This is a genomic window from Haloarcula sp. CBA1129, from assembly GCF_008729015.1.
Taxonomy (GTDB): Archaea; Halobacteriota; Halobacteria; order Halobacteriales; family Haloarculaceae; genus Haloarcula.
In genome coordinates, this window is the sequence record NZ_RKSM01000004.1 from 1 (window position 1) to 13,353 (window position 13,353).

At 56.7% G+C, this 13,353-nt stretch carries 12 protein-coding genes, 3 rRNA genes and 4 pseudogenes; 10 read left to right on the plus strand and 9 right to left on the minus strand.

The features are described 5' to 3' along the window. From Har1129_RS21055 to Har1129_RS21415, 3 genes and pseudogenes are all read left to right on the plus strand, one after another. Positions 1–240: pseudogene (locus Har1129_RS21055) on the plus strand (hypothetical protein); the annotation flags it as partial. Further along, the gene (locus tag Har1129_RS21060; protein ID WP_225307891.1) at positions 237–416 is read left to right on the plus strand and encodes a hypothetical protein; all 180 of its coding nucleotides are present in this window, start codon (positions 237–239) and stop codon (positions 414–416) included. The pseudogene Har1129_RS21055 and the gene Har1129_RS21060, both read left to right, overlap by 4 nt. A 403-nt stretch (positions 417–819) precedes the next feature. Further along, positions 820–1,020 (plus strand): annotated as a pseudogene (locus Har1129_RS21415) (hypothetical protein); the annotation flags it as partial. Positions 1,021–1,199: 179 nt separating this feature from the next. On the opposite strand, the gene Har1129_RS20170 reads toward Har1129_RS21415, so the two are convergent. The 5 genes and pseudogenes from Har1129_RS20170 to Har1129_RS20185 form a co-directional block, all read right to left on the minus strand. Beyond that, positions 1,200–1,709: a DUF3592 domain-containing protein gene (locus Har1129_RS20170; protein WP_225307852.1), complete on the minus strand. Its 510-nt coding sequence runs from the start codon at positions 1,707–1,709 to the stop codon at positions 1,200–1,202. Positions 1,710–1,908: 199 nt separating this feature from the next. Continuing rightward, on the minus strand, positions 1,909–2,085 hold the full coding sequence (locus tag Har1129_RS20810) for a hypothetical protein (protein ID WP_191906834.1): 177 nt from the start codon (positions 2,083–2,085) through the stop codon (positions 1,909–1,911). Positions 2,086–2,087: 2 nt separating this feature from the next. Further along, a pseudogene (locus Har1129_RS20180) lies at positions 2,088–2,683 on the minus strand (ABC transporter permease). After that, positions 2,683–2,808, minus strand: coding sequence for a hypothetical protein (locus tag Har1129_RS21275; protein ID WP_255518377.1), 126 nt, complete (start codon positions 2,806–2,808; stop codon positions 2,683–2,685). Before Har1129_RS21275 ends, Har1129_RS20180 begins: the two are co-directional and overlap by 1 nt. Continuing rightward, positions 2,809–3,579, minus strand: a complete 771-nt coding sequence (locus tag Har1129_RS20185; protein ID WP_225307892.1) for an ABC transporter ATP-binding protein — start codon at positions 3,577–3,579, stop codon at positions 2,809–2,811. A gap of 177 nt (positions 3,580–3,756) precedes the next feature. On the opposite strand from Har1129_RS20185, the gene Har1129_RS21065 reads away from it, so the two are divergent. Genes Har1129_RS21065 through Har1129_RS21080 form a run of 4 tightly spaced genes read left to right on the plus strand, consistent with a single transcriptional unit; the run spans position 3,757 to position 4,682 of the window. After that, complete coding sequence (locus Har1129_RS21065; protein ID WP_255518378.1) at positions 3,757–3,906, plus strand: winged helix-turn-helix domain-containing protein; 150 nt, start codon at positions 3,757–3,759, stop codon at positions 3,904–3,906. A 6-nt stretch (positions 3,907–3,912) separates the two neighbouring features. After that, positions 3,913–4,290 (plus strand): hypothetical protein, encoded by a 378-nt coding sequence (locus Har1129_RS21070; protein ID WP_225307893.1) that lies wholly within the window; start codon positions 3,913–3,915, stop codon positions 4,288–4,290. Between the two features lie 6 nt (positions 4,291–4,296). Beyond that, positions 4,297–4,548 (plus strand): hypothetical protein, encoded by a 252-nt coding sequence (locus tag Har1129_RS21075; protein ID WP_225307894.1) that lies wholly within the window; start codon positions 4,297–4,299, stop codon positions 4,546–4,548. Beyond that, entirely contained in the window at positions 4,545–4,682 is a 138-nt protein-coding gene (locus Har1129_RS21080; protein WP_225307895.1) for a hypothetical protein, read from the plus strand. Before Har1129_RS21075 ends, Har1129_RS21080 begins: the two co-directional genes overlap by 4 nt. Here the strand turns inward: Har1129_RS21080 and Har1129_RS21280 are convergent. From Har1129_RS21280 to Har1129_RS20210, 4 genes are all read right to left on the minus strand, one after another. Next, positions 4,679–4,810, minus strand: a complete 132-nt coding sequence (locus tag Har1129_RS21280; RefSeq protein ID WP_255518365.1) for a hypothetical protein — start codon at positions 4,808–4,810, stop codon at positions 4,679–4,681. The genes Har1129_RS21080 and Har1129_RS21280 overlap by 4 nt on opposite strands. A gap of 85 nt (positions 4,811–4,895) precedes the next feature. Further along, positions 4,896–5,018: ribosomal RNA gene (gene rrf, locus Har1129_RS20200) — 5S ribosomal RNA — on the minus strand. Between the two features lie 133 nt (positions 5,019–5,151). Beyond that, a 23S ribosomal RNA gene (locus tag Har1129_RS20205) occupies positions 5,152–8,077 on the minus strand. 367 nt (positions 8,078–8,444) lie between these two features. Further along, a 16S ribosomal RNA gene (locus tag Har1129_RS20210) occupies positions 8,445–9,915 on the minus strand. Together the 16S, 23S and 5S rRNA genes form the textbook arrangement of a ribosomal RNA operon. A 932-nt stretch (positions 9,916–10,847) precedes the next feature. Here Har1129_RS20210 and Har1129_RS20215 point away from each other — a divergent pair. The 3 genes and pseudogenes from Har1129_RS20215 to Har1129_RS20225 all read left to right on the plus strand — a co-directional run. Next, complete coding sequence (locus Har1129_RS20215; RefSeq protein ID WP_151102449.1) at positions 10,848–11,201, plus strand: hypothetical protein; 354 nt, start codon at positions 10,848–10,850, stop codon at positions 11,199–11,201. A gap of 146 nt (positions 11,202–11,347) precedes the next feature. Beyond that, positions 11,348–12,256: a permease gene (locus Har1129_RS20220; RefSeq protein ID WP_151102613.1), complete on the plus strand. Its 909-nt coding sequence runs from the start codon at positions 11,348–11,350 to the stop codon at positions 12,254–12,256. A 167-nt stretch (positions 12,257–12,423) separates the two neighbouring features. After that, positions 12,424–13,353, plus strand: a pseudogene (locus tag Har1129_RS20225) (hypothetical protein); the annotation flags it as partial.

A 13,353-nucleotide genomic window follows, 5' to 3' on the forward strand; every position in this document is an offset into this window, starting at 1 on the left:
GGCGGATTGATCGTGAATATCACGGTGATGATTGGCTTCGTCCTCTTGTTCTTCCCAGGGCTATTCTTTGCGGCCTCATTCTTGTTTTTCATCTTTGCAATTGCCGTCGAGGATCGCGGCATCATCAGTAGCCTCAAACGGAGCTGGGGACTGGCTCACGGCTCCCGGCTCAAGCTCGGCGTCCTCGTTGTTGTCTCCGCCCTGTTCGGCGGAATCATCGGTGGTGTCACACGCTGTTGAATCTCGCTGGTGCGCCGGTCGCCGCTGACATCGCGACGGTTGTCCTCACGACGGTGTTCTTCCTCCCGTACTACGCCATCATCGCGTCGGCGTACTGTCAGCTACGTGATGGAGGAAACGTTCCTGACCGGTCTACATCTAAGCCAGTGAACACATCACAGGTATCTGAACTCTAATCGGTCCACTTGGCCTGCTAAAACCTTCAGCAGGCAACATTTTCTTGCTCGAACGGCCACTACAGAATCTTCGTGTAGCGATAGATGATTCGTTCGACAGTCAAACGAAGGCCTTCCACATACCCAGTGGTTTACTTGTGTTTCGTAACATGACCGTCAGCCGAGGGATATAATAACGAAGCCCCTCACCGACTTATATGGATTGGAGCTTCAGGATTCGGAAAAGATGTTCCACCATGGGTAATGAAACTTGTACTGCTCAGCGCCATCCTGTTGATTACTGGGCTTCAGTATTTCAATATCATATAATGCGTGTCAATTCACCTTAATGCGGTTCCTACAGTGGACACAGTAGAATTTTTTCGAGGGGTTTCTTTGCCCCGATTATACATGTTGGTTAGACATCAATCATAAGAAAATCCCTCTGGATGCAAACATTTACCGGCGAATATGTACTGTTCCCGCCGGTTGTTTGAGTACAGGTAGCCTTGATGAGTACGCGCTTATCGCAGACGAACTTGATTTTCCAACGGCCAGTCGACCATATCTGTGGCCCGATCCGACAGAGGTCAGAGCTGTAACGAGAGTCGATTTCACCACCCAAGACACAACCTATCGGTTTGATTTGATCGTGACACCGTAAACAGGACGCAGATGTCGGTGTTGCCGGCATCGGCCGATCAAAGCGATGATGAGCGCAATCACGGCAGCAGAAAGGTACCCAATATAAGCATCAATAGCGCCGGGGCTTGCGTGGCTCCGGCATACTCAAACCGTCCTGACTCAAGCACGGTCGCGTCGGTAGTTCTTGACTGTAAAGAACCCCCCAAGTAATGCCAAGACTGAGCCCACACCGATGAATATATACTGTCGATTCGACACATGGTTCTTGAGAAACGCCTGATCGGGTGCGTCAGGATTGACGTAAGCAGTTGTTTCCGTCTCTGACTCATACTCTGCTATCACGTCTTGCGCGGCGGCTTCTGTGTCATATCTCGGCGGAGTTGCCCCGGGAAACACTTTGTCTCCAGTATACGTCTCACCGGCGTACGTGTAGGTAAATTCCACCACGGGTTCGTGTTTGACCGTGGCCCCACTGCCCGTACTGGAACCTTTAGTTTCGACGCCAACCTCAGTAATGGTTGCTTCTACCTTGACTGATTCACTGACCGCATTCGTCGACTGGACGTAGTCAACTGCTCCGAAACTAACCAGTCCGATTGCAGCAATAAGTAACAGGAGGGACTGTCCAACAGTGTTTGGTCCGTTTACCGACAGGCCATCATCGGACATCAAGTTTAGCTGGCATCTTTTCCGGGACAAAACTGTTGGTTTTGGCTCTGGTGAATCGCCTGACTACGTCGGTTTCTACAGGTGCAGCAGGCCGAGTACCTCGGAGTCATTCGGGAGATCGAAGATCTCCCGTGATGACGAGACGCTTCGCGTCTCGAACCACTTGACCCGAAGCAGTTCACACAACCAGTATGAGGTCTCACGTGAGATCGCTCCGCTGGAACCGGCGCAGGCCGGCCGCCAGCGGGATCGCCGCCCAGCCACAGAGGACGATGATGCTCAGCGGCTCCGCGAGAACGAACGGCACCGCCGTACCGGCCCCCTCCGTGGCCGGCGATCCCCCGCCGAGCCCGAACGAAATCCGGAGCGGCGTCACCCCTACATCACCCCCATATTCGCCACGACGGCATACGCTTCGATCGGATTCAGCCGGTCAACGGCGAGGAGCCATGTCGGGGGTTCGCCGCCCGGCAGTGAGCCCGCGACGAGGTAGTAGACGCCGACGACGAGCGGCTCCCAGAGGAATGTCAGGCCGAGAAAAACGCTGAAGCCGGCTGCCATCGCGTTTCTGGTCGTCGAGACGGCCGCTGACAAGCCGACCGAAAGCCCGAGGAAGCCGATTCCAAGGAGTGCCGTCGCAGCCACGACACCAACGAGCGACCGACTGCCACTGCCCCGAAGACGGCGAGGCCAAGCACTGCCGCAACGATGAACGCTCCGGCGAGCCCGGCGACCAAGATGGCGCTGGCCCCGAAGAACGTCCCGACGACGACCTCCATCCGCGAGGGTGGCAACCCGAGCAGGAGCCTGAGACTCCCTGCTTCACGCTCACCGGCGACCGAGACGGTGCCAAGGGCAATCGCCGCGACGGGAACGAGTAGCTGAAACGGGAGGCCAAGGAAACCGACCGCCGACAGTACCACGGGGTCGGCCGACCGGCCGATCGCCCAGTAGATCAGTATCGTCGACGCCATCAGGAGCCCGAAGACGACCGCAACGCGTCCGATCGGATTCCATCGCGGAACTCCTTGCGGGCGATGGCGACCAGCCGACCGACAGCGGTCGATCCGGTCGGGGACCGATGTGATGTGTCGGTCACTCAGTCAGCACCTCCGGCGGCTACCGGTCCGCGGTCCTCGCTGTCGGTGTAGACCGAGAACAGTTCCTGAAGAGTCAGGGTTGCCGAGCCGACGGCCGCCCGCAGACCATCTACCGTGTCGACAGCGACCATTTGTCCCTCGTCAAGGATGGCGATCCGGTCGCAGGTCGACTCGACGTGATCTAGGACGTGACTGGAAAAGAAGACGGTTGTCCCGCGTTCGAGTTCAGCTGCGAGCAGGTCTTGCAGTCGCGCGACGCCGTGTGGATCGAGGCCGGCGGTCGGTTCGTCGAGGATCAGCAGGTCGGGATCGCCGACCGTCGCCATGGCAAGAGCCAGCCGCTGGCCCATCCCTTTCGAGTACGCCCCTGCCGGGCGGTCGGCGTCGGCGGCGTCAAGGCCGACCCTGTCACAGACCGCCGCGATGTCGACGCTGGCCCCCTTCAGCCGGGCCGCAAGGCGGAGGTGTTCCCGTCCGGTGAGCCGGTCGTACAGCGGAGTAACCGTCAGGGACGACGCCGATCCGTTCGTGGACCGCTCGCGTCTCAGTCTGTGCGTCGTAGCCGAACACCCGGACGGTCCCCTCGGTGGGGCGGACGTAGTCCAGCAGCACGTCGACGTTGTCGACTTCCCTGCCCCGTTGGGACCGAGGAAGCCGACGGCTTCGCCGCAGTCGACCGTCAGGCTCAGTCCGTCGACAGCGAGGTGGTCGCTGTACGTTTGGTGAGTTCGTCGATCTCGATTGCAGCCATACAGTGAACTGGCTGCCACATCTTATATTCGGACCAGAGAGCTTCAGAGTCAGAAGCTCTTTGTGGCCATATATTACACCTCGGAGACGAGAGGGAGACGCATGGCGAGGACACCGACATCGCCGCCAAAACAGTCGGCGAACTGCTCGAAGACGAGTACGCGCGGTCGATCCTCGCCGAAACAAGCACCGAAGCGCTGTCGGCGACCGAACTGGCCGAACGGTGTGGGGCCTCCTCGCCGACAATCTACCGCCGACTCAATCGACTCCAAGAACTCGATATGATCGACGACGAACAGGCGTTGGATCCAGACGGCCACCACTACCGACGGTTTCGGCCCGGGTAGAACCGGGTGACGATCGAACTCACCGACGGCGGCTACGAGGTGACTGTCGACCGTACGCCGAGGACGCCGTCGACCGCTTTACCGAACTTTACGAGGGGCTCCGATGACCGCGCCAAACTCACTGTCGAGGGTGGCTCGGCCGCCGGGGTCGTCGTCGCTATCCTGCTGGCAATCGGAATTATCGCTCTCAGCGCGTGGATCACGGTTGTCGCCTACCGCGGTTACCGGAAGTCTGGCGACCGTCGGTGCTGTTCCTCGGGTCGGCATCGCACTGACGGCGACGGTGCCGACGACCGGCCCGGATCGCCCTCCCCACCGCTTGGTATCTCGTCGCTGCTCACTACGGCAGCCGCGGTCGGCGTCAATTCGCCGGGCTGGTGGTAATCCTCTATGCGATCTACGGCCGATCCGAGGCGGTCAGTTCGCGTCTCGTGGCGGGGGCGGCCGCCTGCTCGCTCGCCGTGTTTCGCCGCCCCCGTTGTGGCCGTCAGGACGACCGATCTGGGACAGTCAACAGCGATGACAGCGGTCAGTAGCGTGACGGCCGTCCTCGGTGGATTTGTCGCTGTCCAAGCTACCGGGGCTATCGCCGATACGACCGCCGGCCGATGCTGTTACTCGCTGTCGGGCTCGCACTATTGACTGTCGGCTCGTTCGTCGCGATCACGACCGCCGAGTGGGTGTTCCCGGTGTCGGACGCCGTAGCCGTCGGCACTGTCTGGACGGTTGAACTCCTCGGACTGGTGGCGATCCTCCAGTCACTTCGGGTCGACTAACGCTCCGACGTGCCGGCGTCGACAGCATCGGTGACAGCCAGCACCTCATCAAAGTCAACACTGAAACCGATAACAGCCGCGATGAGAGTCGAGTACCCGTCGCTGAGTGTGTCGGCCTGATGGTTCATCGGAGCAGTAGCTGTCGCTCTGTGTAAATACAGAAAGCCCACTCCAGAGAGATCCCTCTCCTGAGTGGGCTATGATAGGTATGAATGGTGGCGGCGAACCGCGTTTCCCAGAGGCTCGCGCACTCCAGTACTCCCCGGAACGCTGGTGGGCTTATCTTCCGTGTTCGGGATGGGTACGGGAGGCAACCCCACCGCTATGGCCGCCTAACGTCGAGTCACGGAATCGAACCGTGAAAGTACCAGTCTCGATCAACACTCCACCGTGTGTCCGTGCGATCCAGTTTGCGCCTGGACTCGGTCAGCGACGAGATAATTCGTCGGTGAATGAGTCACAGTGCGTATGAATGATGGCTTTGGTCTGTTAGTGCTCGTGGGCTTAACGTCTCGTTACCTCGACGCGCACACCCCGAGTCTATCGACCGCGTCTTGTACGCGGGACCTCTGCGGTGTCTCTTTTCCAAGTGGGTTTCGAGCTTAGATGCGTTCAGCTCTTACCCCGTGTGGCGTGGCTACCCGGCACGTGCTCTCTCGAACAACCGGTACACCAGTGGCCACCAACCGTAGTTCCTCTCGTACTATACGGTCGTTCTTGTCAGACACCATTACACACCCAGTAGATAGCAGCCGACCTGTCTCACGACGGTCTAAACCCAGCTCACGACCTCCTTTAATAGGCGAACAACCTCACCCTTGCCCGCTTCTGCACGGGCAGGATGGAGGGAACCGACATCGAGGTAGCAAGCCACTCGGTCGATATGTGCTCTTGCGAGTGACGACTCTGTTATCCCTAGGGTAGCTTTTCTGTCATCAATTGCCCGCATCAAGCAGGCTAATTGGTTCGCTAGACCACGCTTTCGCGTCAGCGTTCCTCGTTGGGAAGAACACTGTCAAGCTATCTTTTGCTCTTGCACTCTTCGCCGGGTCTCTGTCCCGGCTGAGATAGCCATAGGGCGCGCTCGATATCTTTTCGAGCGCGTACCGCCCCAGTCAAACTGCCCGGCTATCGGTGTCCTCTCCCGGAGTGAGAGTCGCAGTCACCGACGGGTAGTATTTCACTGTTGACTCGGTGGCCCGCTAGCGCGGGTACCTGTGTAATGTCTCCTACCTATGCTGCACATCGGCGACCACGTCTCAGCGACAGCCTGCAGTAAAGCTCCATAGGGTCTTCGCTTCCCCCTGGGTGTCTCCAGACTCCGCACTGGAATGTACAGTTCACCGGGCCCAACGTTGGGACAGTGAAGCTCTGGTTAATCCATTCATGCAAGCCGCTACTGATGCGGCAAGGTACTACGCTACCTTAAGAGGGTCATAGTTACCCCCGCCGTTGACAGGTCCTTCGTCCTCTTGTACGAGGTGTTCAGATACCTGCACTGGGCAGGATTCAGTGACCGTACGAGTCCTTGCGGATTTGCGGTCACCTATGTTGTTACTAGACAGTCCGAGCTTCCGAGTCACTGCGACCTGCTCCGTTCCGGAGCAGGCATCCCTTCTTCCGAAGGTACGGGACTAACTTGCCGAATTCCCTAACGTTGGTTGCTCCCGACAGGCCTTGGCTTTCGCCGCCATGGACACCTGTGTCGGTTCTCGGTACGGACATCATGCTCGTCTTTTCATGGGCCCCAGGTTGAATCACGTTTCCTATGCCGCCGTTCGTCCGCTTCGTACCATTACGGTTTCCACGGAGTTTGACGGTTCGACCGGGCGAAAGCCCGGCGTGATCGACCCCAGGGCGTCAACTTTCACTGCATGATGGCACGGGAATATTAACCCGTTTCCCATTTCGTCTCAGTCGAGTTGCGGTGAGACTTAGGACCGGCTAACCCTCAGCTGATCAGCAGTGCTGAGGAACCCTTATCCATTAGGCCGTCGGGGTTCTCACCCGACTATCGCTGCTACTATGGCCAGGATTTTCGTCACGCATCGGTCCACAGGAATTCTCATCCCTGCTTCCACCCAATGCGAGCGCCAATCTACTCGATTACCAGTATCAGTGGTACGGACAGGTCTCGGTGGTGGATTTGAGTCCCGATCATTTTGGGCGCCTCAAACCTCGGCCGGTAAGCTGTTACGCTTTTCTTAGAGGGTAGCTGCTTCTAAGCTCACCTCCCGGCTGTCTAGGGCTCGAGACCACCTTCAGAGGATTACACTTAATCCACACTTGGGGACCTTAACCTATCTCTGGGTGTTCCCTCCTGGTACACAGGCTTACCCCGCGCACCGGAATCCCCGCGTCAAACAGCGTCTGTAGGTTTGGAGTTTGACAGGTGTGCCGACTCCTCTCGGAGGCGGACACACCAATCGGTCGCTCTACCCCACAGACTACCTCGGCGGAGGTCATGCTTCGACATGTTTCGATTGGAACCAGCTGTTGCCGGACTCGATGGGCCTTTCACCCCTACACATAGATCACGAGAGGGTATTGTAGGACACCAACTCTAACAGACTTCCACGTGCCTTTCGGCACGCTTCATCTTGTCCATGCGTAGATCGTCCGGATTCGGGTCGTGTCCATATGGCTCCCCGCCCTTGAAGACGGCGGCCCTCGGGCAAAGCCCTGCGGCCATGTCGGTTTCCCTGTGCCTCCCCGGATACTCCGGTTAGACTTGCCATACAGACACACTCCCTGGCTCGTTTTTCAAAACGTACGACAGAACATCGGCTTCCCGTGAGTCTTACTGGAGACTCGCGTCTCCCTCATTCGTCATGGACCTTGTATGCCCTGTCGCTCGATCGCCAACTGATTTCATGCTCTATTTCGCCTCCCTTCTGAGGGTACTTTGCAGCGTTCGTTCACACTACTTGTTCACTATCGGTCTCAGGTTGTGTTTAGCCTTCGCAGTCGATGCCTGCGTTATTCGCGAGGGATATCCAACCCCCGCTACTCTGGCACTACCGCACAGCCTACTGGTCTCGAATACGGGGTTGTCACCCTGTATCACGCTCTGTTCCAAGAGACTTCCTCGAGACGGTCGGCTGATGAGAGGTAGCCCTGACACCACATTGCCCGTGAGGGCTTCGGTTTGGGCTGTATCGCGTTCACTCGCGGTTACTGACGACATCACATTGCGTTTTCTTTTCCTCCCGATACTGAGATGTTTCAGTTCTCGGGGTTCCTCATTGCGCGAAGCAATTGTTAGAGAGATTCTCATTCGGAAATCCATGGTTCTTCGCCTCCGTGCGGCTCCCCATGGCTTATCGCAGCTTGGCACGTCCTTCATCAGCGCCTGAGCCGAGCAATCCACCAGCTGGCATAGTAGCCAACGTCGTTGTGACTCGTTCAACTGAACGAGTCCAGTGGACGCCTGGATCGCACGTACACACGGTTTCATTCTCGCCCCCAAGGTGGAGATGGTGGCGAATCGACCCTTCCAAGCGCGGTTTCACCCGGCTTGGTGCATCTGTCGTCGTACCACACTCGAACGCCGTCCCACACTTAAGGGGACGGATTCGGCGGTGGTACGAAGTACGGACCCGTCGGGAGTTGCACCCGACATCCCCGTGAGGGGATATCCGCCTCGGATAGGTCGTGTGAGCCCAGCGGGCCCATGCAGTAGTCGGCGCTTACCGACTCGCGGTGACTTGTGGTCACCAGTCAATGTAGGTGGGTCAGGGCAAAGCCCTGATCCCGGTCAGTAGGAGGTGATCCAGCCGCAGATTCCTCTACGGCTACCTTGTTACGACTTAAGCCCCCTTGCGGAGCCCAGATTCGACCGTCGCATGACGGCCTCATCCGGACCCCACTCGGGTGCTTTGACGGGCGGTGTGTGCAAGGAGCAGGGACGTATTCACCGCGCGCTTCTGACACGCGATTACTACCGAATCCAGCTTCATGCGGGCGGGTTTCAGCCCGCAATCCGAACTACGACTACGTTTGGAGATTAGCTTCGCCTCTCGGCGTTGCATCCCACTGTCATAGCCATTGTAGCCCGCGTGTTGCCCGGTCCATTCGGGGCATACTGACCTACCGTTGCCCATTCCTTCCTCCATTTTAGCAATGGCAGTCCTCCTAGTGTACCCAACCACCGCAGGGGTGTTGCTGGCAACTAGAAGTGTGGGTCTCGCTCGTTGCCTGACTTAACAGGACGCCTCACGGTACGAGCTGACGGCGGCCATGCACCTCCTCTCAGTAGCGTCGAGTAAAGTCGTCAACCTGACTGTCATTACTACTGTCGGGACCGGTGAGATGTCCGGCGTTGAGTCCAATTAAACCGCAGGCTCCTCCGGTTGTGGTGCTCCCCCGCCAATTCCTTTAAGTTTCATCCTTGCGGACGTACTTCCCAGGCGGCTCGCTTATCGTCTTCACTACGGCACATCACGTGCTCATGGCGCGTGACATACCTAGCGAGCATTGTTTACAGCCAGGACTACCCGGGTATCTAATCCGGTTCGAGACCCTGGCTTTCGTCCCTCACTGTCGGGTCCGGTCTCTCAACGTGGTTTCCCCATTGGTGGTCCGTCCAGGATTACAGGATTTCACTCCTACCCCGGACGTACCCGTTGAGTCTCTCGGCCCCAAGCTGTGTAGTTTCCACCGGACGCCGACCAGTTGAGCTGGTCGATTTCCCAATGGACTTACACAGCAAGCTACGGACGCTTTAGGCCCAATAATATCGGCCATCACTTGGACTGCCGGTATTACCGCGGCGGCTGGCACCGGTCTTGCCCAGTCCTTGTTCCTGTACCACCTTACGGTACAGAAAAGCGAGGCTATATGCCCTCACACTCGGAGTCCCCCTATCGCACTGTCGTGCAGTGTAAAGGTTTCGCGCCTGCTGCGCCCCGTAGGGCCCGGTATCTTGTCTCAGATACCGTCTCCAGGCTCTTGCTCTCACAACCTGTACCGATTATCGGCATGGTGGGCCGTTACCCCACCATCTACCTAATCGGCCGCAGCCACATCCTACAGCGCCGGAACGTTTCTCACTCTCGGCACTCCAGCCTGAGAGTAATATCCGCTATTGGCCTCAGTTTCCCGAGGTTATCGCGGTCTGTAGGGTAGTTTGGCCACGTGTTACTGAGCTATATGCTACGAGTCTAAACTCGTGCAACTAGCATGGCTAAATCGGACTCCGATAGCAATGGCCTCCGGCAGGATCAACCGGAATGTGCTGATATACATCAGCGGCGGAAGTGGTTGCACTCCGTCGGAAGCTAACACACTGGTTCCTACGCCAGTGTTGACTACTGCATGGGTCCGTGGGCTCACATCAGATTCCATCTTGACGGCGGACCGCAGGGGTGGAATCCTCATGGGATGAAACCTCGCCAACCCCAGAAGGGAAGGCGAAGAATTTCTCGTAGCTCGGCCGACCTGGTGGCCACCCGAGCGTGTCGACCCGGGCTCGCTGCCGGTGCGACCTTCGCATCATATCCGATGGGAGGGGAGTATATAAATGGACGGTCTCGAACCGGCCGTGTTCAGCCGTCACACAGGATATGTGTCGCATACACACTATCAAGACCTCACAGAGCATTACCGGTTAACCTGACCTGATTCACTTGTTCTGTCGTGATGAGTCATCGATGTTGGTTGAACCCGCGAGTCGAGGACAGAGTCGTCGCTGTCGCGACGGTTCGCCACTGATGCGACAGCGTAGCCACTCCCAAGGAGGCTTCTCCGGTCAGTAACTACCGGTTGAACCTGTCATTAGGTAGCCGGTTCGTGCGGGCGACCCGGCCACTGAGAGGGCTGTCTATGCAGTCCGTCGAACCATATTGACCAATCCTTGTACGGCCGCCCCCAGAGACGACGGTCGCTTCCGGTGGGGCGTTGCTACGTATTTGTAGTCACGGAGGCGTGTTGTGCGTCTGTGGGTGACACCCTGACATCGACGCCCCAGTTTCGTGTGCTCTGCACTGTTATTTAGCTTCTTGTGCTTCCGAGATATTTGAGAAATAAGTTACCAGATTAGACCTGAATAAGTATCATTTGAAGACCATTTCATATTAATATTACATGTGTATTATATTAGTGACATGGAAAGTACTGTCCATCCAAAAGACATATTCGTAACTGCAGCATAGGTACAATGTCGACATGCCCTCCAGCAGTCGTAAGCTTCTCTCGACGACCAGTGAACAGTGGCGTCTGGCGCGTGAAGACCTCCACGTCAGAAACACCACGGATACCAAGCGTGATATCGGCATAGAAATATACGACGACAACAAAGTGTGTTGTCATACGGCACACTATCAGCTCTTGTCAGGCCAGTCCGGCTGTTCGGTCAACTTGCTACAGGCTGGCTGCTACAAGGTTAAAGCCGTTCTCGATCAACAACACGAATCAGTCGCTACCGTGACAGTCTCTGATGAACCCGAACAGACTATTTTCATCCACATTCAGAACGAAGGGATCACAATCAAGGAAGGAGTGACTCCCTCGCGTACCTGAACCAGCGTGTTGCATCTTCCCCTCCCCCTTGCAGGCAGGATTGAACGAGATAGGGTAAGCCTATCTTTAACACCCATCCGAACGAAATAACAAATTGAATGAGCTCTGCATCTACATCGGACAGGTCCCCCGAGTCTGCCGATCCCGTGTCGGGCTATCGTGACACGCTTACATCGCTTTATCGCGAATATGTCGGTGAACCAGCCAAAGAGCGAGACATCTATGTTGGATTTGGCCTCTTCTTCGCTGGGGTCACGCTTGCCATCGTCGGATTCTGCCTCTTTCTGTACAGTAACGTTCTAGAATCCGGGAGCACACTGTACTGGCAGATTCGTGAGGTTGCGCTCGTCGTCGGGTTCATCGGACTGCCCTCCGTGCTGTTGAGCGTCGTCGTGCTCCTCCCGGTCGGTTTCAAAACTCGGATCGTTAGTGCCGCTGGCACGTTATTCTGTCTCGCCGCAACCATAATTCTGGTTGATGTCTTTCCGTATGGATGGACGAATAGTGGCGGAATCAACGGTAGCGTCTGGACAATCAGCGTTTACGCCACTGGGCTGGTCATGCTTGCGGCCTCGACAGGGGCGGCGCTGGTTGCACACTACCTCGAGAAAGCGACAAGCACAGGCGAGTCAACTGAACCGGTTGAGTCGGCCGAGAGCGAGTCTGAGTCTGTCAGCAAAGCAGATGTGGACAACGATATCGAACAGGCACTAGAAGGGGCGGAACTATCGTGGGGTGGCGTCGAACAGCAGCCCAAAACTAAGCGGTTAAATCTGGATATGCCAGAAACGGACTCGGACCTCGATCGGACGGCTATCGAGAATTCTGAGGCAACCACGACCCGAGCCGACAGCAATGATGTTGATGACGCGGTGGATGGGCTCAGGCAGCTACAGGGTGGCCAATCAAAGACTGAGCGAAGCGCCGGCACCGAAGATCAGGTCAACGCTCTCACGCAGTTTCGAAATGAGCAGGGCGAAGATGACGATGTGGAAACCGGTGTCAAAGAGCAACAAGGCATTGTTAGTCGTCTTCGGTCATGGTTTTTTGAATAAGCGGACTGAACTCCTCCACAGACACTCCGCTGTGCTTCTCTCGTTGCGTGAGTGTGATCGTATTATTATGTCCCTACGAGTCAGTCAATCTGAGTTTTCATAAATAAAAGGTTACTTGTTGGAAAACAGGATAGTTTTTTTCAACTTGGTGGGAGGAATACAACTGTATGCCCCAAGGTCTCGATGTCGGTACGATGAACCTCCTGTCTGCACGTCAAGACGGTAACGAGACGGTATTCGTGCAGCAGCGGAACTCTTTCGTCGAAATTGACTACAGCGACATGGCCGAACAGATGCTGTCGAGAAGTGATGTTCTCCACATCCGCAAGGATGACCGGGTCTACATCGTTGGCGATGACGCCCTGAATTTCGCGAACATCTTCAGTGAGGAGACACGCCGCCCGATGCAAGCCGGGATACTCTCAAGCGACGAGCAATCAGCGATCCCGATGATTAAGCTCATTACTGAACAGGTGGTGGGACAGCCGGAGTTCCCGAACGAGCGCCTGTTTTTCTCGTTCCTGCGGACCCAATCGATGCCGATGTCTCGACACTGTATCATCAGAAGACGATCGAATCCCTGCTCACTGATATGGGCTACAGCCCAGAACCGATCAATGAAGGGATGGCCGTCATCTACTCCGAGCTTGCAAATCGTGAGTTCACCGGACTCGGTATCAGCTTTGGCGCCGGAATGACCAACGTTTGTCTGTCATACTATGCGGTCCCCGTAATGAAGTTCTCTATCGCACGTGGTGGCGACTGGATCGACGAGCAGGCTGCACAGGCAACAGGCACACCCGTAGATAAGGTTACCTCCGTTAAAGAAGAAGACTTCGCGCTCAATTTCGAGACGGACGTCGGCGGTATCGAAGGTGCGCTGAGTATCTATTACGACAATCTGCTCGACTATGTCATCGAAAACATCATCAGTGAGGTCGATGAGGAAGATGTCGAGGAGGGACTAGATGTCCCGGTCGTCGTGACTGGTGGGACATCCAGTCCTGACGGCTTCGAAGAGCTGTTTGCCGAACGGATCAACGAATCTGAGATACCGTTCTCGATCAGTGACGTCCGCCAAGCCGAGAATCCACTAT